This is a genomic window from Ureibacillus thermosphaericus (assembly GCF_012396605.1).
In the GTDB taxonomy this organism is placed as follows: domain Bacteria; phylum Bacillota; class Bacilli; order Bacillales_A; family Planococcaceae; genus Ureibacillus; species Ureibacillus thermosphaericus.
In genome coordinates, this window is the sequence record NZ_JAAXPW010000010.1 from 13,698 (window position 1) to 36,314 (window position 22,617).

19 protein-coding genes and 1 pseudogene are annotated in these 22,617 nt (G+C 34.8%); 12 read left to right on the forward strand and 8 right to left on the reverse strand.

Features of this window, described 5'->3' with window-relative positions:
• Positions 1 to 319: 319 nt before the first annotated feature.
• Positions 320 to 1,243 carry a ketopantoate reductase family protein gene (locus HF990_RS05960; RefSeq protein WP_172597897.1) on the reverse strand — a complete coding sequence of 308 codons (924 nt, stop codon included), beginning with the start codon at positions 1,241 to 1,243 and terminating at the stop codon, positions 320 to 322.
• Positions 1,244 to 1,687: 444 nt separating this feature from the next.
• Here HF990_RS05960 and HF990_RS05965 point away from each other — a divergent pair, with 444 nt between their 5' ends.
• From HF990_RS05965 to HF990_RS05985, 5 genes and pseudogenes are all read left to right on the forward strand, one after another.
• Entirely contained in the window at positions 1,688 to 2,536 is an 849-nt protein-coding gene (locus HF990_RS05965) for a DegV family protein (protein ID WP_016837930.1), read from the forward strand.
• Positions 2,537 to 2,721: 185 nt separating this feature from the next.
• Positions 2,722 to 3,197: pseudogene (locus HF990_RS05970) on the forward strand (flavin reductase family protein).
• 209 nt (positions 3,198 to 3,406) lie between these two features.
• On the forward strand, positions 3,407 to 5,302 hold the full coding sequence (locus HF990_RS05975) for a PrkA family serine protein kinase (RefSeq protein ID WP_026019040.1): 1,896 nt from the start codon (positions 3,407 to 3,409) through the stop codon (positions 5,300 to 5,302).
• A gap of 160 nt (positions 5,303 to 5,462) precedes the next feature.
• Positions 5,463 to 6,623, forward strand: a complete 1,161-nt coding sequence (gene yhbH / locus HF990_RS05980) for a sporulation protein YhbH (RefSeq protein WP_026019039.1) — start codon at positions 5,463 to 5,465, stop codon at positions 6,621 to 6,623.
• Positions 6,624 to 6,647: 24 nt separating this feature from the next.
• Positions 6,648 to 8,057 (forward strand): SpoVR family protein, encoded by a 1,410-nt coding sequence (locus HF990_RS05985; RefSeq protein ID WP_168412211.1) that lies wholly within the window; start codon positions 6,648 to 6,650, stop codon positions 8,055 to 8,057.
• 319 nt (positions 8,058 to 8,376) lie between these two features.
• Here the strand turns inward: HF990_RS05985 and HF990_RS05990 are convergent, their stop codons facing one another.
• The 3 genes from HF990_RS05990 to HF990_RS06000 form a co-directional block, all read right to left on the reverse strand.
• Positions 8,377 to 9,990: a catalase gene (locus HF990_RS05990; protein WP_168412212.1), complete on the reverse strand. Its 1,614-nt coding sequence runs from the start codon at positions 9,988 to 9,990 to the stop codon at positions 8,377 to 8,379.
• A gap of 15 nt (positions 9,991 to 10,005) precedes the next feature.
• On the reverse strand, positions 10,006 to 11,673 hold the full coding sequence (locus tag HF990_RS05995) for a ribonuclease J (RefSeq protein WP_210730761.1): 1,668 nt from the start codon (positions 11,671 to 11,673) through the stop codon (positions 10,006 to 10,008).
• A 113-nt stretch (positions 11,674 to 11,786) separates the two neighbouring features.
• Positions 11,787 to 12,020, reverse strand: coding sequence for a glutaredoxin family protein (locus HF990_RS06000; protein ID WP_016837924.1), 234 nt, complete (start codon positions 12,018 to 12,020; stop codon positions 11,787 to 11,789).
• A gap of 230 nt (positions 12,021 to 12,250) precedes the next feature.
• Here HF990_RS06000 and HF990_RS06005 point away from each other — a divergent pair, with 230 nt between their 5' ends.
• Positions 12,251 to 12,913 carry a hypothetical protein gene (locus HF990_RS06005; protein ID WP_016837923.1) on the forward strand — a complete coding sequence of 221 codons (663 nt, stop codon included), beginning with the start codon at positions 12,251 to 12,253 and terminating at the stop codon, positions 12,911 to 12,913.
• Between the two features lie 211 nt (positions 12,914 to 13,124).
• Here HF990_RS06005 and HF990_RS06010 read toward each other — a convergent pair whose 3' ends face one another.
• Positions 13,125 to 13,622 (reverse strand): L,D-transpeptidase family protein, encoded by a 498-nt coding sequence (locus HF990_RS06010; protein WP_016837922.1) that lies wholly within the window; start codon positions 13,620 to 13,622, stop codon positions 13,125 to 13,127.
• Between the two features lie 159 nt (positions 13,623 to 13,781).
• Positions 13,782 to 14,780 carry a GGDEF domain-containing protein gene (locus HF990_RS06015; RefSeq protein ID WP_168412213.1) on the reverse strand — a complete coding sequence of 333 codons (999 nt, stop codon included), beginning with the start codon at positions 14,778 to 14,780 and terminating at the stop codon, positions 13,782 to 13,784.
• Between the two features lie 260 nt (positions 14,781 to 15,040).
• On the opposite strand from HF990_RS06015, the gene HF990_RS06020 reads away from it, so the two are divergent.
• Positions 15,041 to 15,922, forward strand: a complete 882-nt coding sequence (locus HF990_RS06020; protein WP_168412214.1) for a DMT family transporter — start codon at positions 15,041 to 15,043, stop codon at positions 15,920 to 15,922.
• Positions 15,923 to 15,941: 19 nt separating this feature from the next.
• On the opposite strand, the gene HF990_RS06025 is transcribed toward HF990_RS06020, so the two are convergent.
• Positions 15,942 to 16,511 carry a YitT family protein gene (locus HF990_RS06025; RefSeq protein WP_168412215.1) on the reverse strand — a complete coding sequence of 190 codons (570 nt, stop codon included), beginning with the start codon at positions 16,509 to 16,511 and terminating at the stop codon, positions 15,942 to 15,944.
• 240 nt (positions 16,512 to 16,751) lie between these two features.
• Between HF990_RS06025 and HF990_RS06030 the strand changes: the two genes are divergently transcribed.
• Together HF990_RS06030 and HF990_RS06035 are read left to right on the forward strand one after the other, a co-directional pair.
• The gene (locus HF990_RS06030) at positions 16,752 to 17,336 is read left to right on the forward strand and encodes a hypothetical protein (protein ID WP_168412216.1); all 585 of its coding nucleotides are present in this window, start codon (positions 16,752 to 16,754) and stop codon (positions 17,334 to 17,336) included.
• Between the two features lie 119 nt (positions 17,337 to 17,455).
• Positions 17,456 to 18,481, forward strand: coding sequence for a pirin family protein (locus HF990_RS06035; protein ID WP_016837917.1), 1,026 nt, complete (start codon positions 17,456 to 17,458; stop codon positions 18,479 to 18,481).
• 693 nt (positions 18,482 to 19,174) lie between these two features.
• Here the strand turns inward: HF990_RS06035 and HF990_RS06040 are convergent.
• The gene (locus HF990_RS06040; RefSeq protein WP_016837916.1) at positions 19,175 to 19,735 is read right to left on the reverse strand and encodes an FAD-dependent oxidoreductase; all 561 of its coding nucleotides are present in this window, start codon (positions 19,733 to 19,735) and stop codon (positions 19,175 to 19,177) included.
• 164 nt (positions 19,736 to 19,899) lie between these two features.
• Here HF990_RS06040 and HF990_RS06045 point away from each other — a divergent pair, with 164 nt between their 5' ends.
• The 3 genes from HF990_RS06045 to HF990_RS06055 all read left to right on the forward strand — a co-directional run bounded on the left by HF990_RS06045 (position 19,900) and on the right by HF990_RS06055 (position 22,525).
• Entirely contained in the window at positions 19,900 to 20,598 is a 699-nt protein-coding gene (locus tag HF990_RS06045) for a hypothetical protein (RefSeq protein ID WP_016837915.1), read from the forward strand.
• A 62-nt stretch (positions 20,599 to 20,660) separates the two neighbouring features.
• Positions 20,661 to 20,903, forward strand: a complete 243-nt coding sequence (locus tag HF990_RS06050; RefSeq protein ID WP_016837914.1) for a hypothetical protein — start codon at positions 20,661 to 20,663, stop codon at positions 20,901 to 20,903.
• Between the two features lie 152 nt (positions 20,904 to 21,055).
• Positions 21,056 to 22,525: an S-layer homology domain-containing protein gene (locus HF990_RS06055; protein WP_016837913.1), complete on the forward strand. Its 1,470-nt coding sequence runs from the start codon at positions 21,056 to 21,058 to the stop codon at positions 22,523 to 22,525.
• The last annotated feature ends 92 nt before the right edge of the window (positions 22,526 to 22,617 follow it).

The following is a 22,617-nucleotide window of genomic DNA, read 5'->3' on the forward strand; positions in this document are numbered from 1 at the left end:
CTTTCTCGAATCGAAATTGAAACGATTGGCAATTAAGTTCGCACATTTGACTATTATCCATTTTAGTTTGACTATTAAGTGATTGATTTTGGCTAATATCGGTTTTCCCTAAATCGAAATTTAATCGATTGGCAATTAAGTTCACACATTTGACTATAATCCAATTTAGTTTGACTATTAAGTGATTGATTTTGGCTATTATCAGTTTCCATGAATCGAAAGTGTTATAGCTAAGCCTTATTTCAAATGAGAAATGATAAAGAGAGGACTGTCATCAACTTTTGCACAGTCCTCTCTCTTATAACACGAATATTTCTAATCAATAAACGTATTCAGATTCAATTTCTTTAATCTTTTCATACAGCATTTTATTTACCGGTGTATCAATTCCGTACTTTTTGCCAAGTTTTAATACAGTTCCAGCAAACAATTCAACTTCGCTTAGTCGTTTTGCATCGACATCTTGTGCCATTGATGGTTTTCCTTCTGGACTGAGAGTATCTAATACATCAAGCCAGTAATTTAAATCATCTTCTGTCAATGGAACACCAGCTTTATCTGAAATAGCAATAACTTCTCGCATAGCAGCAATCATCGTATTTCTTGCTTCACCTTCATTTTGTACTTCCCCATAATTGCTATTGTAAACGGCAACCGTTTGATTGACTCCAACGTTTAGCATGAATTTGCCCCAAATTCGATGGGGCATGTTTGTATCCACTTGATGTGGAAGTTCAACAGATTTGAAAAATTCGCTTAATCTTTTTGTTTTTTCACTAAGGATTCCTGGTTTTCTATCACCAAAGACGAGCATTCCTTTATGTTCAAATGTTAATTTGTTATCAATTTTTACTGCATCCATTCCTTGAGCGACACAATAAAGTACCTTTTCAAAGCCGTAAACTTGTCCAATCATTTCTTCGCTGATGATGCCATTTAATGCCGAAATGATTATCGTATGTTCACCTACATGGTGCTTAACAGATTGAATGGCTTCTTCTAAACCGTTAAACTTAACAGTAAAAATAAGTAAATCTGCAGGTTCTACATGCTCATCAGGTGTTACAAAGTGGAATTCACATCGTTCTCCGTTGCAAAATACCCCTTCAGTTTGATATTTTTCAATACGTTTTTTATCGGCTATGATTCGTACATTTTCTTTCGGAAGTTTTTGAGAAAAATGTTGACCATACATAATGCCTAATGCACCTAAACCGATAATTGATACCTTCTTTATACTCACAACCATCCCTCTTTCATTAACTTCTTACAAACGAAATCATTTCATTTAGTTTATCAAATTATTTGGCAAAAGGAATTCTTATTAAGGGTTATAAAAGCTAGAAAAAAAGAGATGCGAGGGTTATTCTCGCACCTTATAGATAAGAAAGGGGTTGTGAATATTTTGAACATGTTTAAAAACATGAGCAACTAAGCGGGATAGTTGAGCCATTCATCAGCTAAAGCTTTAATTCATTTCTTTATTGAGATTGTACTTCCAAAAAACATAAAATAAAAGGCATTAGAAAGGAGTTCAAAGATATTTCAAAACTTTTCGAACAGATAAAGAACAAAGAAGAGTTCAGCGGAATGTTGATGATCATTTCTCAATGATTATTTTTCTAATATAGAATTATGTTATAATTGAAGAAATTTTGTTGGGATTATGAAAATAGAGGTGAGCCGTATGATTAAAATAACAGCCGATAGCACTTGCGATTTATCTCCTGAAATTATTGAGCAGTTAGATATTTCATTAATGCCATTACATGTGTTAATTAACGAGGAAGATTTTCGCGATGGAATTGATATTACGCCAAAAGATATCTTTCGTTATGTAAGTGAAGAAGGAAAAACTTGTAAAACGGCTGCGGTAAATGTATTTGAATATGAAAATTTATTCAAGGAGCTATCACCGCATTACGATGCTGTGATACATATTAGTTTAGGTTCTGGTTTTTCCTCTTGCTATCAAAATGCCAAAATTGCATCGGAACAATTTGATAATGTGTTCGTTGTAGATTCAAGCAACCTTTCTACTGGAAGTGGACATGTTGTCTACGAAGCGGCACTTATGGCAAAAAAGGGAGCACAACCAGAAGAAATCATAAAACATTTAGAAGAGATTATTCCTAAGGTAGATGCAAGTTTTGTGATTGATACTATGGAATACTTACGAAAAGGCGGACGCTGTTCCGGAATTGAAGCTTTCGGTGCTACATTGTTAAGAATTAAACCTTCCATTGAAGTTGTAGATGGTAAAATGATTGTTGGAAAAAAATATCGTGGGAACTTCGATCGCTGTATCGTTAATTATGTAAAAGACCGGATTGAAAATAATGATGACATTGATTATTCAAGAGTGTTTATTACTCATTCCTATTGTTCACCCGAAACGGTTCAAAAAGTAAGAGAGGCAATTGAACAGTATGCATCATTTGAAGAGATTATTGAGACAACGGCCGGTTGTACCATTTCAACTCACTGCGGACCAAACACATTAGGAATCTTATATAAAAGAAAAAGTAAAAAGTAGTATGTGGGGCTGTCTAGAAAAGTTAAAAACTAGACAGCTTTTTTCTTTTTATTTCCGTTCATTGTATTAAGGAATTGAAGTTAGTTTAAGTAGTAATCTGGCTATATATGTCCTAAAATGTGGAAAAAATGTTGCTAATGTTTGTATAATATGAATTAGAAAAAAGAATCATAGGAGGGATTGGAATGGATCCAAAAGCAAAAAGAACTGCGCTAAGAGGCATCACATATGGACTGTATATTATTGGAACGAAAGATGACTCAGGAGTTAACGGCTTCGCAGGAAACTTTTTAACACAAACTTCTTTTGAACCTCCTCTCGTTGCCATCGCTGCCAAAGAAGGTACACGCTCTCAAAAACAAATTGCTGAAAGTGGGGTATTTAGTGTAAATATTTTAGAAACTGGTCAGAAAGATATGGTAACGGCTTTCTTTAAATCATTACAACCTGAAGGCAATAAACTAGCGGGTTACGAATTTTACACTGAAGAAACAGGGTGTCCAATCTTTAAGATGCATTAAGCTTTTTTGAATGTAAAGTGGTGGACAAGATTGAAAAAGGTGACCACTATATTTACGTTGGTGAAGTGATTAATGCTGGTGTACACCGTGAAGGAGATCCGCTAACAATGAAAGAAACAGGTTTCTATTATGGCGGATAATAAAATTTATTCATATTTATAATGCAACAACATAACATGATTATTGAACAATCTTCAAAAGCTTTCCTAAAGCAGTAGTGCTCTTAGGAGAGCTTTTTTCTATCTCATTATGTTCGTTTCCAAAACTAGCTAATTAAAAATCAGTGGTATCATAAACAAAACGTAATCATACTATGTTATAAATTAGCCCTGAATGGAGGGAAGGCGCTATCGACATTTTAAAGAAAGTGAAAGAGTACAGAGAAGAAGAAGAAAAGCTGAAGTGGGAAGGTACCTTTGCTGAGTATTTAGAAATAGTGAAAAAACGCCCAGAAGTTGCACAAACTGCTCATTCCAGAGTTTACAATATGATAAAAAGTGCAGGGATTGAGGAAAAAAATGGACAAAAAATCTATAAGTTTTTTAGCAATGAAATCTTTGGATTAGAATCAACAATTGAACGTTTAGTGGAAGAATATTTCCATCCGGCTGCTAAAAGACTTGACGTTCGAAAACGGATTTTGCTTTTAATGGGCCCTGTCAGCGGTGGTAAATCAACAATTGTTACTTTGTTAAAACGCGGATTGGAAAAATATACTCGCACCGATGAAGGAGCGGTATATGCAATTAAGGGTTGTCCTATGCATGAAGATCCACTGCATTTAATCCCTCATCACTTGCGAGAAGATTTTTATAAAGAATACGGTATACGTATTGAAGGAAGTTTATCGCCATTAAATCAATTACGTTTGGAACAAGAATATGGTGGCCGCATTGAAGATGTAATGGTGGAGCGAATCTTCTTCTCAGAAGATAAACGTGTAGGAATTGGAACGTTTACTCCATCCGATCCAAAGTCACAAGACATCGCTGATCTAACAGGTAGCATCGATTTTTCAACAATTGCTGAATACGGTTCGGAATCCGATCCACGTGCATATCGATTTGACGGAGAACTAAACAAAGCAAACCGAGGAATTATGGAGTTTCAAGAAATGTTGAAACTCGATGAGAAGTTTCTATGGCACTTATTATCATTATCTCAAGAAGGAAACTTCAAAGCTGGCCGGTTTGCGTTAATCAGCGCAGATGAATTGATTGTTGCTCACACGAACGAAACGGAATATCGTTCATTCATTGCAAATAAAAAGAATGAAGCTCTTCATTCAAGAATTATTGTGATGCCAATTCCGTATAACTTAAAAGTGAGTGAAGAAGAGCGAATCTATGAAAAAATGATTAAGGAAAGCGACATGGCTCATGTACACATAGCACCACATGCGTTAAGAGCTGCTGCTATCTTCTCGGTTTTAACGAGACTTGAAGTGCCGAAAAAACAAGGCATCGATATTGTAAAGAAAATGCGGTTGTATGATGGAGAAACTGTTGAAGGGTTTAATTCAGTTGATGTAGAGGAATTAAAAAAAGAATATCCTAATGAGGGAATGAAAGGCATAGATCCTCGTTATGTCATTAACCGTATATCATCAGCTATTATTCGCAAGGAAGTACCATCCATTAATGCATTAGACGTTTTAAGATCATTAAAAGATGGACTAGATCAACATCCTTCTATTACGCCAGAAGATAAGGAAAAATACATGAACTATATTGCTATCGCAAGACGGGAGTATGATGAAATCGCGAAAAACGAGGTACAAAAAGCCTTTGTTTATTCTTATGAAGAATCAGCAAAAACATTATTAAACAACTATTTAGATAATGTGGAAGCCTATTGCAATAAAAATAAAATTAAAGATCCGTTAACAGGAGAAGAAATGCCGCCAGATGAAAAATTAATGCGTTCTATTGAAGAACAGATCGGTATTTCAGAAAATGCGAAAAAAGCATTCCGAGAAGAGATTCTCATTCGACTTTCTGCTTATGCACGAAAAGGAAAAAAATTCGATTACAATTCTCATGAGAGATTAAGGGAAGCAATTCAAAAGAAACTATTTGCTGATTTGAAAGATGTAGTAAAAATTACAACATCTACAAAAACTCCTGATGAGGCACAATTGAAAAAAATCAATGAAGTGATTGCTAGGTTAATTGATGAATATGGTTATAATTCCACTTCAGCCAATGAATTATTGCGTTATGTTGGAAGCTTGTTGAACAGATGAATAATGAAGAAAGAAACTATTAATTTATGTGCTAAGATTTTTTCTTAGCACTTTTTTATTTTCAAAATGAAGTGGTAATTCCATAAAACTCCCGCATATGATAAAAAAAGTGATTTTCCAGATAGATTAAGGAAAGTCATGAAAGATGGGTGATGATGAGATGGGTAAAAACGATAATAAAAGCTATATTGTTTCTCGAGAAGATTGGTCATTACATCGTAAAGGTTATCAAGATCAACAACGTCATATGGAAAAGGTTAGAGAAGCTATTAAAAATAATTTACCAGATTTAATTAGTGAAGAAAGCATCATCATGTCAAACGGTCGTGAAGTGATTAAAATTCCAATCCGCTCTCTCGATGAATATAAAATCCGGTATAACTATGGGAAGTCTAAACATGTTGGTCAAGGGCAAGGGAATAGCAAAATTGGTGATATTGTTGCAAGGGATTCCCAAGGTGCTCTAGGGCCTGGAAAGGGGAAAGAAGCAGGGAACCTTCCAGGGCAGGATTACTATGAAGCAGAAGTTAGTCTTGATGAGGTACAAAACATCCTATTTAGCGAATTAGAATTACCAAATTTGCAACAAAAGGAAATATCGAATATTACAACAGAAAAAATTGAATTTAACGATATTCGTAAAAAAGGATTAATGGGAAATATTGATAAAAAACGCACCATTCTTTCAGCATTTAAACGAAATGCCCTAAAAGGGAAACCAGCAATCGCACCGATTACAGATGAAGATTTGCGATTTAAAACATGGAACGAAGTAGTGAAACCAGAATCGAATGCAGTAGTTTTAGCGATGATGGATACGAGTGGTTCAATGGGGAATTTTGAAAAATATTGTGCTCGCACGTTCTTCTTTTGGATGACTCGCTTTTTACGTTCAAAATACGAAAAAGTTGAAATAGAGTTTATTGCCCACAGTACAGAAGCAAAAGTAGTGACAGAAGAGGAATTTTTCACAAAAGGTGAAAGTGGTGGAACAATTTGTTCATCTGCCTATTCAAAAGCCATTGAACTTATAAAAATGAAGTATAGTCCAAGTCGATATAATATTTACCCAGTTCACTTCTCAGATGGTGAAAACATGTCCAGTGACAATGAAAAATGTTTAAAGCTCGTAAACGAACTAATGGATGTTTCCCAAATGTTTGGATATGGGGAAGTAAACGCTTTAAATCGTTATTCCACTTTAATGAATACGTATAAAAAAATCGATAACCCGAAATTTCGCCACTATATTATTCGTCAAAAAAGCGATGTATATGAGGCGTTAAAAAGCATGTTCCGTAAACAAGAAGCAAATGCTTGATTTTCCAAAGAGAGGTGAGTTTTCTTGGATAAAGAGCTTCAAAAAGCAATTGATGAAATTACGGAAATAGCTATTGGATTCGGGTTAGATTTTTACCCTATGCGCTATGAAATCTGCCCTGCGGATATCATCTATACAATTGGTGCATACGGAATGCCGACAAGATTTTCCCACTGGAGTTTCGGAAAGCAATTTTACAAAATGAAATTGCAGTATGATTTAGGTCTCAGTCAAATATATGAACTTGTCATCAATTCGGATCCTTGTTACGCCTTTTTGTTAGAGTCCAATACACTAACGCAAAACAAATTAATTGTAGCCCACGTATTAGCCCACTGTGATTTCTTTAAAAATAATATTCGCTTTTCTAATACAAGAAGAGATATGGTTGAAAGCATGACAGCAACAGCTGAACGCATTGCTAGCTATGAGAGGGAGTACGGAAAATATGAAGTGGAACAATTTTTAGATGCGGTCCTGTCCATTCAAGAACATATTGATCCCTCTTTAGTTCGTCCACATTTAATATACGAAGAGGAAGAAGATGAAGTTGAGAGCAGCATCCTTATTCAAACCCCATATGATGATTTATGGAATTTAGATGAAAAATTAGAAGGGAAAAAAGAAGAAAATCGAAAGAAAATAAAAAAGAAGAAATTCCCACCGAAGCCGGAAAAGGATTTGTTGTTGTTCATTGAACAATACAGCCGAGAGTTAGATGAGTGGCAACGGGATATTCTTACAATGATGCGAGAAGAAATGTTATACTTCTGGCCACAGCTTGAAACAAAAATTATGAATGAAGGATGGGCATCCTACTGGCACCAACGAATTATGAGAGAATTAGATTTAACGACGGCAGAAACCATTGAATATGCAAAACTCAATGCTGGTGTACTTCAACCATCAAGAACGTCAATCAATCCATACTATTTAGGATTGAAAATCTTTGAAGATATTGAAAGACGTTATGACAATCCGACAGAAGAAATGAAAAAGATGGGCGTAAAACCTGGATCAGGTCGGGAAAAAATCTTTGAAGTGCGAGAAATTGAATCGGATATTTCCTTCATTCGAAATTATTTAACAAAGGAACTTGTGGATCAAGAAGATATGTATTTATTTGAGAAAAAAGGGAATACGTATCAAATTACCGATAAGGATTATGAAAATATTCGAGATCAACTAGTTTCAATGAGGGTGAATGGAGGATTCCCGTACATCGTTGTAAAAGATGGTGATTATTTAAGAAATGGAGAATTGTATTTAAAACATTGTTACGAAGGAATGGAATTAGACCCTCATTATTTAGAAAATGTGTTGCCATATATTTATCAACTTTGGGGCCGTTCTGTTCACTTAGAAACAGTTGTTGAAAATAAACCTATTCTCTATTCATATGATGGAAAACGAAATACAAGGAAGACATTATAATGGTTTCTAAAAAATGCTCATGAAAAACTAGATTCATGGGCTTAATTTTTTTTAGTGTTATATTCAGCAAACTTTCTTTTAAGAGCATAGGCTATCTGAAATGAAGGCGCGATTCTCTGTAGCGCACGCTTAGTCGCAATTTATCTGCGATGAAAAATAATTGACAGTCGAAAAGATTTCCCGTGTGAAAAACGTGAGCCAAACAATACAAAGCTCCGAGGAGTGTGAAGATGGGCTCCTCGGAAAACGTCTGATGAAACGAAAAAAGGCAAAAATAATCATCTATACAATTGAAAGGTGATTTTTTTTTGGAAATGTCCTAATAAGATTTTGTATCTTTTCCTTTTTGAATGGCTTGTTCTACCGCTTTTTTCGCGTTGTAAGCGCCAAGGGGATGAAACTCTTCTGCAATTTCTTCATGATGTTTTTCTTTATTTTTGGCTTCTAAACCTTCTCTTAAACGTCTACCATATTCTTCATCGGCAGCTTTTGCATAAGAAATCATTTTTTCTTGAATATCTTTTGGACAGATGGATAGGTCATTAACGAGATTGTTAATCAGCTCATCTTTTTCCCATTGTTCAAAATTACGGTATGTTTCTCCAGCCTGTTTAAAATCGTTTGTTCGATCAATCGATTCTCGCACGAGATTCCCTTCAATCATAGGCGTATATTCTTTTCCAACTTGTTCTGCTTCTTTTAAGCCTCCCATGCTTGAAGGTTCATAGTTTACATGCAAGTTTTGATTTGGGCCTTTATCATTATGATAACGCATGAATCCGCCTTCTTGATTCGTTGCAACCCGCTTCTTTGGAGCGTTTATTGGTAATTGCAAATAGTTAGCTCCCAGGCGATATCGCTGCGTATCAGAATAAGAGAATGTTCTTCCTTGGAGCATTTTATCATCTGAAAAATCTAATCCGTCTACGAGTACTCCTGTTCCAAAGGCGGCTTGTTCAACTTCTAAAAAATAGTTTTCTGGGTTTTTATTTAATACTAATCGACCAACCGGTAACCTAGGAAACTGATCTTTTGGCCAAAGCTTAGTACAATCTAGTGGGTCAAAATCAAGCTCAGGATGCGGCCCGTCCTCCATAATTTGGACGAACAGTTCCCACTCAGGGTAATCTCCCTTTTCGATTGCTTCGTATAAGTCTTGTGTTGCGTGGTTAAAATTTTTCGCTTGAATTTCTTGCGCTTCTTTTGTCGTTAAATTTTTAATGCCTTGTTTTGGTTCCCAATGGTATTTGACAAGAACTGCTTTTCCTTCGCTGTTGACCCACTTATATGTGTTTACTCCGGAACCTTGCATCATGCGATAGTTAGCAGGAATTCCCCACGGAGAATAGACAAGAGTTACCATATGAAACGTTTCAGGAGAATTTGCACAAAAGTCAAAGAATCGTTTTGCATCTTGTATGTTTGTCACTGGGTCTGGGCGAAAGGCGTGAATCATATCAGGGAATTTCATTGCATCCCGAATAAAGAAGATTTTTAAATTGTTTCCAACTAAATCCCAGTTGCCATCCTCAGTATAAAACTTTACTGCAAAACCTCGAGGGTCGCGAACGGTTTCAGGAGAATGTGTACCATGAACAACAGTTGAAAAACGAACAAACACTGGTGTTCTTTTTCCTTTTTCTTGGAATAACTTCGCTCTTGTATATTTAGAAGCTGGTTCATCACCTACTGTACCATAAGCTTCAAAATAACCATGTGCACCGGCACCACGAGCGTGAACGATGCGTTCTGGTATCTTTTCCCGGTCAAAATGGCTAATTTTTTCAATAAAATCGTAGTTCTCTAACGTAGCTGGACCACGATTCCCGACCGTACGAATGTTTTGATTGTTTGTGATTGGATGACCTTGTCGGTTTGTTAATGTATCATCATTTTCAATATTGGTAAGTTGTTTTTCTTGGTTGTTAGTCATGATGGTTAACACTCCTTATATTGGTATAATGATTGGTAAGATCATCGGTTTTTTCTTCGTTTTATCATACAAATATTGACCAACTTCCTTTTTGATGGCTTTCTTCATCGCAAAAATGTTCGGGTCTTTAAATGCATCGACAGCCCCTTTTGCGATTTCGTTAATATTACGAATAAGTTGTTCCGATTCTTTCGCATAAACGAACCCTCTAGAAATTGAATCAGGTTCAGAAATTCGGCTACCGTCCGACTTATTAATGGTGATGACAATGACAAGCATGCCTTCTTCTGAAAGTTGTTTTCTATCCCTCAAAACAATATCTTCAATTCCTTCTTCACCAAAGCTATCAACATATGCGTCTCCTGCTGGTATTTTTCGTGTCTGGCGAGCTTCCTGAAATTGAATATCCACCACATCGCCATTATTCAATATGAAAATATTTTTACGATCTACCCCAACATCTTCGGCTAATTTAGCGTGCAGATGTAACATGCGATATTCTCCATGAATCGGAATGAAGTATTTCGGTTTCATTAATGTCAACATTAGTTTTAAATCTTCTTGATAGCCGTGTCCGGATACATGCATCCCTGTTTTGCTAGCAGCACCGTAAACAACATTGGCACCTAGTTGGAATAAGTTATCAACGATTTTGGTGACGTCTTTTTCGTTGCCAGGGATTGGTGATGCTGCAAAGATGACCGTATCTCCAGGATCTATTCGAACATCTCGATTGCTATTCGTCGATAAACGTGAAAGAGCAGCAAGGGGTTCTCCTTGGCTGCCGGTACATAATACAACCACCCTTTCAGATGGCCATTGTTTAACGTCACGTGCATCAATAAGCAGCCAATCAGGAATATCGATATAACCTAATCTTTTGGCAACGCTGACGACGTTTACCATACTTCTGCCAAGAAGTGCAAGTTTTCGGTTTGTTTTGATTGTTGCCTCTACAATTTGTTGAATTCGATTTACATTGGAAGCAAAAGTAGAGATAATAATTTTTCCTGATGCATTAAAGAATGTTTCTTCGATATGTTTGCCTACTTCTTTTTCAGAAGGAGTTGATCCAGGTCGTTCTGCATTTGTACTTTCAGAGATGAGTAATAATACCCCTTCATCTCCAATTTTCGCCATTTTATGAATTTGTGAATATTGCTTATTCACTGGTGTGAGATCAAATTTAAAGTCGCCAGTATGGACAATTTTTCCTTCTGGCGTATTGAATACAATTCCTAGACAATCAGGAATGCTGTGGCTCACTTTAAAAAAAGTTGCTTGGATTTGTCCAAAATTCAATTCAGATTCTGAATGAATTTCAATCAATGTTGATTCCCGTAAAATTTTATGTTCCTTCAGCTTTAATTCAATTAATCCTAATGTAAAGCGTGTAGCATATACAGGAACATTGATTTTTTTCAATAAATAAGGGATGCCACCAATATGATCTTCATGTCCGTGGGTAACAATGATTCCTCGAATTTTATGTTCATTTTCTAACAGATAGGTAAAGTCAGGAATGATTAAATCAACACCTAAAAATGTTCGATCAGCGAATTTCCCCCCACAATCGACAATAACCAAATCATCTCCATATTCAATTACATACATATTTTTTCCAATCTCATTGATACCACCTAATGCAAATATAGAGAGCATATGTTTAGATGACAAAATCATCCCCTCAATCCATTAAAATTCTTTTAACAGTATTGGTTTTTCTTTTATTTCATATACAGTAGAAAAAAGAAAAAGCCTGCATCCTCTTTTAGTGAAGGATACAGGCAATAAATTTATTTATTTAATGCATTCATAATGGCATTAGGATTAAATCCAACAATCCATTGACCATCGATTTCTATTTGAGGAACCCCCATTTGTCCTGTTTTATTTACTAGCTCTAACATTAGCTCAGGCTTCGCTTCCACATTGATTTCTTCGAAAGGAATACGTTGTTGATTCAAAAAGTTTTTCACCATCACACAATAAGGACAACTATTTGTCGTATAAACTATGACATTCTTCAATATATTCTCCCCCTTTTTAATTTTAAAATACCCCTATGAGTATATTATATTTAATCGAGAAATATGTCTAATGAAAATGGAGGATTCAAAATAAATTTCGTTTACCGAATGGGGTATTTAGATAAAAATTCTAATTAACAATCATAAATAAGAATTCAGCGAATAGTATGTTTAATAACTAATAGAAAGATTGAAGTTTTGGTTAATGACTTTAATAGAGGTGATATTGAATGTCTCTCATAATATGCGTGTTGGAAATAGTTTATTTGTTTTTATGGATGGAATCTGGAAACAATATTTTTTTCTTTGTTGCATTAGGAATTTTCCTTTGGTGGATTATTGAAAGGCGAGAGGAAGAAAAACGCTATCAAGAAAAAATCGAAAAGGATACGATTGAAAAGTTGGAACGAATTCCCCATAACCGAAGAGCTGTATCAGAAGATTGTTTATCAGCTATTTTGTTAGACGATTATTCAAAAACGTTTTACTATGTGAAAAGAAAAGATGTTGAGTCTAACTTTAAAAAGAAAAGTTATGCATTTGATGAAATTTATGAGTGTGCCATTAGTGTTAACGATAATATCTATTCTTTAATATCAAAGGGTGGTATTCATGGATGGTCAATATTAAATGATGATGAAGAATTATATAGTGATGATGATGTTGACGAAGAAGATGTTATAAATAAATTAAGTTTAAAATTAATTGTTGATGATTTGTCCAATCCGCTTATTGAATTTGTGTTTTATGAGGACGAGCGAGGCATTGATACTGAATCAGAAGAATTTGAGGAAATTTGGGAAGAATGTAAAAATTGGCATAAGAAATTTAGTATTATCATTAAACGAGATCAGCGAGAAAAGGTAGCGGTAAATAGTTGGGTTCATCATTAATCTTCTCGTCTTTTCCAACAAAAATTACGAGAATGTAAACATGCGTAATCTTGATAATTATGCGTGAATAACAAAGCAATGAGAAACAAAGTAGCTAGAGATTGAAAAACTATAATAGTTTTATACAAGTATTGATAAGCGGGCCACATAATTTAATTATGGTACAAAATAAGGGGACATCTCATCGGTTTTTTTAGACGCCCCCAATGAATTAATAATGAATATATACAGCTGTTCCATTTGGTACAATGCTTGCCAATTCTTCCACGTCTGCATTTAACATCCGAACACAACCCCTTGAAACAGCATAGCCTATTGAACTTGGATCATCCGTTCCGTGAATTCCATAACTTTCTTTGGAAAGAGTTAACCACATTGTACCAAAAGGGCCGCCTGGATTAGGTGCTCTATTAACAATGACAAAATTTCCTGTTGGTGTTTCAAAAAGCATTCGTCCTACAGCAATTGGATAAGTTTTTACTAAGATGCCATTATTATATAAGGATAATGTACGATTATTTATTGAAATATCGATTTCATATGGAATTGTACTTGGATCTGGCAAACCTGGTATATTAATAGGCTGACCAATGTATAACAAATCCGGATTTGTGATTTGAGGATTGTTTTCCAAAAGTACTAGATACTCGATTCGATAATCTCTTGCTATTTGTACAAGGGTCTCACCAGGTCTCACATAATGAATCACAATAACACCTCCAGCCCTTAATAACTAAACACATATTATTCGTACCAGGTATAATCGGTGCTAAAAAATCAAAAAAGGAAAAAGTACAATAGGAATTGTCGCTAACTCAACAATTGTTGAAGAATAAAAACGACCTGGTATGCAATGTCTACCAGGTCATTATGTTGAGTAAACGAGGCGATCTCTTCCATTTCTTTTCGCATTGTATAAGTTTTGGTCCGCATGATAAATTGTTTCTATTAAATTCATTTCGCCCTTAAATTGTGATAAGCCAATCGAAACTGTGATGTTAACTTTCTCAACGGTGCTATAAGGGAAGGAAGTATATTTAATATCTTTTCGTATCTCTTCCAGTATATTTTTAGCAGTTATCAAATCCGATTCTCCTATATATACAATAAATTCCTCTCCACCAAAGCGACCAACGACTAAATTTTTGCACTCATATTTTCTTAATATTTTAGCCACTTCTACTAATACTTTATCTCCAAATAAATGACCATAAGTATCGTTTACTTTTTTAAAATGATCAATGTCGATCATCGCTATGTAATGATTTGGCTTTAAAGTATTTACCTTCTCTTCTACTAATTCATAGAACTTTCTTTTATTTACTAGTTTTGTGAGCGGATCTTCATCAGCCATTTTTTCTAGATGACTATTCAAAAATCTGCGTTGTCGATCTTGCATAATGAATGTATATAGAATGATTGAGGTAACAACAATGGAGGATACTCGTAATATTGCTGTGTCTTTAAAAATCTCCCATCCATTCGGTACGATAAATATAATAGGGAAATCTGAAACGAACCAGCATAAAAGAACAATAAATATTTTTTCTATATAGTGTTTTTTGATGTTTGAGCGATGGTGGAAGATAAGGGCGATGAACGTCGGCAATATCATGCCATACAAAATTCCTGGAACCATTCCATCTCCCCCCATGAAGAAGCGCCATGTAGAAGCAATTAATAATGCTGGTATTGCAATCCATCCTTGTAAATATGCTAAAAAGGCTAAAGGAACTAATCGCATATCGACGAAATAGTTTTCATTTAAATGGATTGGTAAATAAAAAAGTACAATTACACAAGTAGAATTTAAAAAGATTGAAATGACTTTCCTATAGAAAGGCGGGATTTTTTTTGATAATCCCATATGAAGGTCATGGTTAAATGCATTAATAAAATTACAGCTATATTGGAGAGGACAGACTGAATCAAAAGGGGTACATCCTTTCATAATGAACTCAACTTTATAAACCATCCATAATTTTACCACAATGATTATTTAATAAATGCATGTTCTGAAATTTTTCATTATTCTTCAAAAATATAAATATTTAGAAATTAGTACATTTTACATGCTAAAATGGATAAATAATGTTTGATTTTATAAATGTCTTTATGGAGGCGGCTATGAGTAAATATATTGGAGAAATAATGCTTTTTACTACAGCGATTATTTGGGGGAGCGGATTTGTGTTCAGCGCAATTTCGTTAGACTATTTAACCCCTTACCAAATACTAGCTGTTCGATTTTCCGTTGGTGTATTAATTTTAAGTTTTATATTTTATAAGAGGCTGAGAAACATTAAGAAATCGACTCTATTGAGAGGTTTTATATTAGGATTTCTATTATACTTGGCATTTCTATTACAAACGGTTGGTTTACAATATACAACACCGTCAAAAAATGCTTTCATTACTGCTATTAACGTTGTGATAGTCCCCTTTATTGCATTAATTATGGATAAAAGAAAAATCGATAAATTTGAAATGTCCGGAGCGTTCTTAGCCATTATCGGAATTGCTTTTTTATCGTTGCAATTATCAGTGGGGAAAATTAATATAGGTGATTTGCTAACATTGGGATGTGCTTTTGGCTTTGCTTATCAAATTTATTACACTTCCAAATATGTAAAAGATGAAGATCCAATCTTGCTTACCGTTGTGCAAATGGGAGTAGCAGCACTCTTTGCATGGATTTTTGTCATTGGAAAAGGAGAAATCTATTTCTCACTGGAATGGGAAGGTATTTTATCCACATTATATTTAGGAGTATTCTCGACGACACTCGCGTATTGTTTTCAAACGATGGCGCAAAAATATACGAGCGAAACAAAAACTGCAATTATTTTATCAACAGAGGCGTTATGGGGAATGGTTTTCTCTGTTTTGATTTTAAGTGAAGTATTAACTGGAAGAATGATTATTGGAGCAATTTTAATATTATTGGCCATCATTTTAGCAGAAACAAAGCCTGACTTTTTCAAAAGAAAGGCGATGGAGGACATATAAAGAATTTAAGGTAAACCTTTTATCTTTTGCTGGTTACAGCACTAGTTGTGATTCCAACAGTAACAATGGCCATAATTGATAACAGCAAGGTGCTTGCAGATAGTAAAAGCCCTCCGATCAAGACAATAATGGAGTCAATAAATAAAATAATTAATCCAACATTGATTTTTGTTTTGTCGCTGATGAATTGAGCTAGTAAGTCAGTTCCACCAGTGCTTGTGTCATATCTAAGCATTATGCCTATACCAAGCCCCACAAATATCCCACCAATGATTGCAGCAAAAGAGGCTTCTATGTCTAAGAGATAACGAAGGGGCTTGAAAATATCGATAATTACAGAAGAAGTTAGTAAACCGTGAACACTATTGTAAAAATATCGTCTATATTTGAACCATGCCAAAATAAAAATTGGCGTGCTTAACACAATGATCATCAATCCGATTTTGAGGTTAAAAAGATAATGCAAAATAAGGGATAGCCCGATAATCCCACCGTCCAATATTTCATAAGGTGCAAGAAAAAGGTTAATGCCAATTGCCAATAAAATGCTGCCAATCATAATAGCTAGTCCCTTTTGTAAATAGTACATGAACATTCCTCCACATTAGGACATGCACTATTGTATGAAAGGGAAAAAAAGAAAATGATAAATCATGTTGAAAGCAAAAAGACCCTCTATTGCTATGCCTTTAATAACGATATTTATTCGAACAAAGATTTTTTTCAATAGCTAAAGTGCTCCATTTGGAAAAAAATATACGGAACATTACACGAATAATTAACTGCAAATTTAGCATGATAAAGGCATAACAATCTTGGAGGTGTTTTTATGGCTAATAACAATAAACGATTTACTCAAACTGGAACAGATATTGAAGAAGTAAAACGTCAAAATGCACAAGGAAAAAGTAGTTCAACTTTCGGTACTAATCCTCAAAAAGTACGAGAGGAAATAGCTCAAGAAGGTGGTTTTGGAAACCAAACTTTTGCTCAACCAAGTCAACCAGGTAAAACACCAGCTGGAACAAATATTCAACAAGTGAGAGAAGAAATTGCAGAAGAAAGTGGTTTTGCAACTCCAAATAAACCGCAACCAAATCCGACGCCAGCGAAATCACCAGCTGGAACAAATATTCAACAAGTGAGAGAAGAAATTGCAGAGGAAAGCGGTTTTGCAACTCCAAATTCGCAACCAAATCCGACGCCAGTGAAATCACCAGCTGGAACAAATATTCAGCAAGTGAGAGAAGAAATTGCAGAGGAAAGCGGTTTTGCAACTCCAAATTCGCAACCAAATCCGACGCCTGCTAAAACACCGGCTGGAACAAATATTCAACAAGTAAGAGAAGAAATTGCAGAGGAAAGTGGATTCCAACCGCAACAACGTAACAAAAAGAATCAGTCTAATCAATAAAATAAAAAACGCCTCTTCATTTGAGGCGTTTTTCATCATTTTGTACCATATAAAATAATTTATCTAAAACAAAATTTGTTAGTATGGGAATAGTAGGAAAAATTAGTAAGGTGATTTTTATGGAAAAACGAAAAATTATTGGTTTACAAAAATTAGGAACGCAATGGACTACAGAAAGCCCTTTTATTTTAACCGTATATCACAAAGATCATTATCCACCAGGCAACGATGAACAAGGGGTAGACAAAGAGAGGTTAGCAGGAAGAAACTTAGGGGAAGATTTTGAATTAAAAGATGGATTTCGTATGTATCATGGAAAATCAGTTCCGGGATTTCCCGCTCATCCCCATAAAGGATTTGAAACAGTAACGATTGTTCTTCAAGGTGTTGTTGATCATTTTGATTCTAAAGGTTGTTTTGGTCGTTATGCTAGCGGCGATGTTCAATGGCTAACGACGGGCAAGGGGTGCCAACATTCAGAAATGTTTCCGCTTGTGAATAGAGAACAGTCGAATCCACTTGAATTGTTTCAAATTTGGTTAAACCTAGACCGAAATGGAAAAAAGGCAGAACCGGAATATCGAATGTTTTGGAAAGAAGATATACCTGTAATTGAGAATCTTAACAATGGCAACAAAACAACAGTAAAAATTATTGCGGGTGAAATGTACGGCATCAAAGCATTAGAGCCAAATTTAGCTTCATGGGCAAGAGAAGAGTCGCATCATGTAGGAATTTATTTGATACATATGGCACCAGGAGCAACATTTACACTGCCTAAAGTATCAAGTACTATTAACAGGAACTTATATTTTTACGAAGGCAATACAATTCAAATTGAAGGGGCAACAATTCAAGCTTCTTACCGTTGTAAACTTGTTGGAGATGAAGAAATTGTTATCCACAACGGTAATACAAACAGCTCCTTACTCCTTTTAGAAGGAGAACCTATAAATGAACCGATTGCCCAATATGGCCCGTTTGTAATGAATAAAAAAGAAGAGATTTATGCCACTTTTGCCGAATATAATAAGACAAAATTTGGAGGCTGGAAATGGGATAGACAGGATCCCGTTAACGAAAGGAATGCGGGCAGGTTTGCCCAATTTGCTGATGGCACTATAGAAAAGCCTAAAGAGGAATAGAGAAAGGGTTTCCTGTTTGCGTTATAGCCTTTGCAGGAAACCCTCTATCATTTTGTACAACAATACATCAAGTTTTGCGGAAGTACCAATATGGTTGAGTATCGTTGGCTAATATTTGAATGGGATTGACTAATATCATGTCCCGAATTGCTAATAAGTTTCCAAGAATGACTAATATTTGCAGACTGGAAGCTCAAAATTTTTTCGTTGGCTAATATTTGGATGAGAATGACTAATATAATGCTCCAAATGGCTAATAAGTTTCTGAGAATGACTAATATCTGCAAACTGGAAGCCCCAAATTTTTTCGTTGGCTAATATATGGAGGAAGTTGACTAATATTGTGCTCCGAATGACTAATAAGTTTCTGAGAATGACTAATATCTGCAAACTGGAAGCCCCAAATTTTTTCGTTGGCTAATATATGGATGAAGTTGACTAATATCGAGCTCCGAATGGCTAATAAATTCCCTAGAATGACTAATATCCGCAGACAGGAAGATTAATAAAATTTCATATAAACTAGTAGAAAAAAGAGGAGCCTAGAAAACTTTCCAGACTCCTCCACCTCTACATCATCATAATATTATCTTTGCTTAAGTGTATAAACCAGTTTCCACAATTCTTATTGCAAGGGGACTGTCTAAACATCACTTTTTAGACAGCCTCTTTAACTTAAAGGGTTCTTTAAACTTATTTCAAAACATCATGATCAACATAACGTTCGCTGTTTAATTCGCTAATGACGTTGATTGCCACTTTTGCACCGTCGCCAGCAGTGATGATTGTATGGACACTCACACCTGCACAAGTACCTGCAGCCCAAATCCCTTCTACATTTGTTCTGCCTTCATTGTCCACATCAAAAATTGTTTTAACTCTTGGCTCAGTGCCAGGTTTTGTTGCTAATCCAACACTTTCAGCTAAGTCTGTTAAAAATCCAGTTGCAAGGATGATATGTTTCGCTTCCACTTCACCATTCTCATATTGCAATTTAAATCCTTTGTCTGTTTTGGAAATACCAGTTACTTTTGCTTCGATTAGTTCAGCACCATAGTTTTTCGCTTGTTCAATTCCCGTTTTCACTAATTCTGGACCTGTTATTTCTTTAACGCCGTAGTGATTGTAAAGCATTGCGCGTTTTGTAACACCTTGGTCGCTATCTAAAATAACTGTTTTTTTACCTGCCTTTGCAGTAAAAATTGCAGCACTTCCTCCAGCTGGTCCTGCACCGATAATGGCTACATCATACATTACAAGATACCTCCTTTTCTATATTTATCATTCTATCAAAATACAAGCATACTCTCTAAAAATTTGTCTATTTTTTCAAAAAATAGAGGGATTGTTTGAAATTTAATTTTTTGAGTATTACGATTTTATTGTCAACACTTATATGGTTTTTGGAGGGGATAGTAGTGGCAAGTTTGTTGTCAATTGATTGGGACTATTTTATTTCCGCTGAAAATCAAGAAATTACTTCAAGTGTTGAAAATAAAAGAACTATTCATGACTTATGGTACAAAAAATACTTCCAATACAAATCTTTTGGGAAAGATTTTGAAAAGTCTTTTTTTCTTTCAAAAGATGTCGATCAATTCTGGAATAAAATTAAACAAATTTTCCGATGGGATCAGCAAGTGAGAATATATGTGTCAGATTCTCATGCGTTATCTTACAAAATTGCAGAAAAATTTGAAGTCGATGAAGTATATCTATTTGATGCTCATTCTGACTTAGGCTATGGAGGACTTGCTTCCTTACAATTTAACGTTAACTGTGCAAATTGGCTTGGAAAACTTTTGCAAAATCGAATAATTCAAAAAGCATATATTATTTACAGTCCTTTTACAAAAGAAAAACCAGAATTTTTTAATGAAATTAATAAAGCTTTTAATATTCAATATTTGAAGTTTGAAGATTTATATGAAGGAATTAAAACGAATGTTATTCATATTTGTCGTTCGGGAGCATGGACTCCACCTTGGTTTGATGGGAAATTTGTAGAATTCGTAAGAGCAATTGGCTTGCCTTATAAAGTGTATCAATGTCCAATTAGAAAATGGAATCCAAATAATGTGACATTTGCTGAAAAATTGGATTATTTAATGGCGTGACGTTGATTTTGAATAAAGAAGCACAATCAACACATACTACAAAAAAGGAGTGTGTTGTTGATATGAAAAAAGAATCGCTTCCAGAATCAAAAAAGAGATTTGCTGAAATGCCTTATGAAGAAAAACCCGACCGTGTACCATCAGATAATATCAGCCTTTTTGATTTGCATGAAGACATGCAAACGGTGGACGCGATAGCGGTGGACGAATTAAATAAACGGGTAAAAGCTGAAGGAGATGAACTTTTAGAAGAAGTGTTTCGAAAAGAATCTCCTGATGAGAAAGAACATTTTGATAATGCATAGATGCAGTGGCAAACTGCATCTTTTTTATTTACTTTAAAATCTCCATGGTAAAAATTACTACCTTTTAACTTTGTATAAAAATTTACAGAAATCACAATCTTTTAATCTTATAATAGAGTCAGACGGGGACTTTGAAAGGGGAAAAGATATTAATGAAACATTTTATCATTCTACTTCATACATTGGTTCTGTGTGGATTATTAATTTTAAGTCCTATTAATGTCCATGCAGAGAAAGTATTTATAGATACAGATGTGTTTAATGATCATTATGAAAGCACGAATTATTTAAATCAGTTAAACGTTTATGATTATATAGAAGGGAATCAATTTTATCCTAATCAAAGTATATCCAGAAGCGATGTTGCAAAAGTAATACATACATTATTCAAAGACCAGTTAAAGAAAATTAGGGATTATGAGGAGCAACCATTTATTGATGTGTTATCAACGAATCCTTACTATGAATCTATTATTTGGTCTTATGAAGTAGGAATTTTTGATGGAGATCATGGTCGTTTTAAAGGAGAGGAATCATTAAATCGAGCTCAATTAGCAAAAATACTAGTCAATACATTTAATTTACAATCTTCTAGTAAGACTCCATCATTTATTGACGTTCCTGAAGGACATTGGGCATATGACTATATTTATACATTATACGGACTAGGAATTACGAAAGGAAGCAACGGCTACTTTATGCCAAATCAACCTGTAACAAATGGCCAATTTGCTAGTTTCATTTATCGAACAATGCAAGTTACAGGATTAGATGAAATTTTAGCCTCCAAAGAACCTAAATTTAAAGAAAAAAAGCAACTAGCAAGTAAAAATGTATTAGCAACTTTCCCGTCAGAGTACGATTTTGTTTGGAATCAGATCGGAAAAAACGAACAGTTAGAGCTGGAGGGAGTCAATGAAAAAAATGAAGTTGTTGGTTTCTACAGCACAATTATAGGAAAGGAGTTATTTGACATTACAATTGGAGAAAGTGATAAAGAGGACGTCTTACGGCTTTATGGGAAAGGGATTGAAGCAATATTAAAAAATAATACGCCTTATATTTTAGCAAAAGATGATGGACATGCAATCTACTTAATTGAAGGTAAATATGTTACTTTCTTTTTTGATCAATTCCAAAGTGATGTAGTGAGATCAATACTTTGGATAGAAGAAGAATACGAGATGAAAAAAGAAGGTTTTTATGGTAATTATCGCGTGGAAGCTCGTCAAGAAGGCTTTGAAAATTTAATGGTTGAGCTAATGAATCAAGCGCGGGTCATTTTTGGAGTACCACCGCTAAAAAGCGCACAACAATATAGGGAAACGGCGAGAAAACATAGTATGGATATGGTCAAAAATCATTTCTTTTCTCATACAGGTAGCGACGGAAAAAATGCTCTAGAGCGAATGCTTGCTGACGGTATGAATTTTATCCATGGTGGAGGAGAAAACTTAGCAGCAGGTGCATATAACACGATTTATGCTCATGAAGCGTTAATGAATAGTAAAGGGCATCGGGAAAACATTTTATTTAAGCAATATACACACGCTTTTACGGGGGTAGCCTTTGATGGCACAAGGCCGTATTGGACAATCAACTTCTTTATTGCAAACGAATGATATTAGTTAGGTTTTACCTATCCAAATAATTGATTTTGATACCATTTCGTGCTACTTTCATTTTAGTCAAGAAATTTGTCTGTAAAAATAAA

Excerpts from the sequence above, each read along its gene's own strand:
- HF990_RS05965 (WP_016837930.1), top strand. The coding sequence starts at position 1,688 with ATGATTAAAATAACAGCCGATAGCACTTGCGATTTATCTCCTGAAATT.
- yhbH (WP_026019039.1), top strand. The coding sequence starts at position 5,463 with ATGGGTAAAAACGATAATAAAAGCTATATTGTTTCTCGAGAAGATTGG.
- HF990_RS05990 (WP_168412212.1), bottom strand. The coding sequence starts at position 9,990 with ATGACTAACAACCAAGAAAAACAACTTACCAATATTGAAAATGATGAT.
- HF990_RS05995 (WP_210730761.1), bottom strand. The coding sequence starts at position 11,673 with ATGATTTTGTCATCTAAACATATGCTCTCTATATTTGCATTAGGTGGT.
- HF990_RS06005 (WP_016837923.1), top strand. The coding sequence starts at position 12,251 with ATGTCTCTCATAATATGCGTGTTGGAAATAGTTTATTTGTTTTTATGG.
- HF990_RS06015 (WP_168412213.1), bottom strand. The coding sequence starts at position 14,780 with ATGGGATTATCAAAAAAAATCCCGCCTTTCTATAGGAAAGTCATTTCA.
- HF990_RS06020 (WP_168412214.1), top strand. The coding sequence starts at position 15,041 with ATGAGTAAATATATTGGAGAAATAATGCTTTTTACTACAGCGATTATT.
- HF990_RS06025 (WP_168412215.1), bottom strand. The coding sequence starts at position 16,511 with ATGTACTATTTACAAAAGGGACTAGCTATTATGATTGGCAGCATTTTA.
- HF990_RS06030 (WP_168412216.1), top strand. The coding sequence starts at position 16,752 with ATGGCTAATAACAATAAACGATTTACTCAAACTGGAACAGATATTGAA.
- HF990_RS06035 (WP_016837917.1), top strand. The coding sequence starts at position 17,456 with ATGGAAAAACGAAAAATTATTGGTTTACAAAAATTAGGAACGCAATGG.
- HF990_RS06040 (WP_016837916.1), bottom strand. The coding sequence starts at position 19,735 with ATGTATGATGTAGCCATTATCGGTGCAGGACCAGCTGGAGGAAGTGCT.
- HF990_RS06050 (WP_016837914.1), top strand. The coding sequence starts at position 20,661 with ATGAAAAAAGAATCGCTTCCAGAATCAAAAAAGAGATTTGCTGAAATG.
- HF990_RS06055 (WP_016837913.1), top strand. The coding sequence starts at position 21,056 with ATGAAACATTTTATCATTCTACTTCATACATTGGTTCTGTGTGGATTA.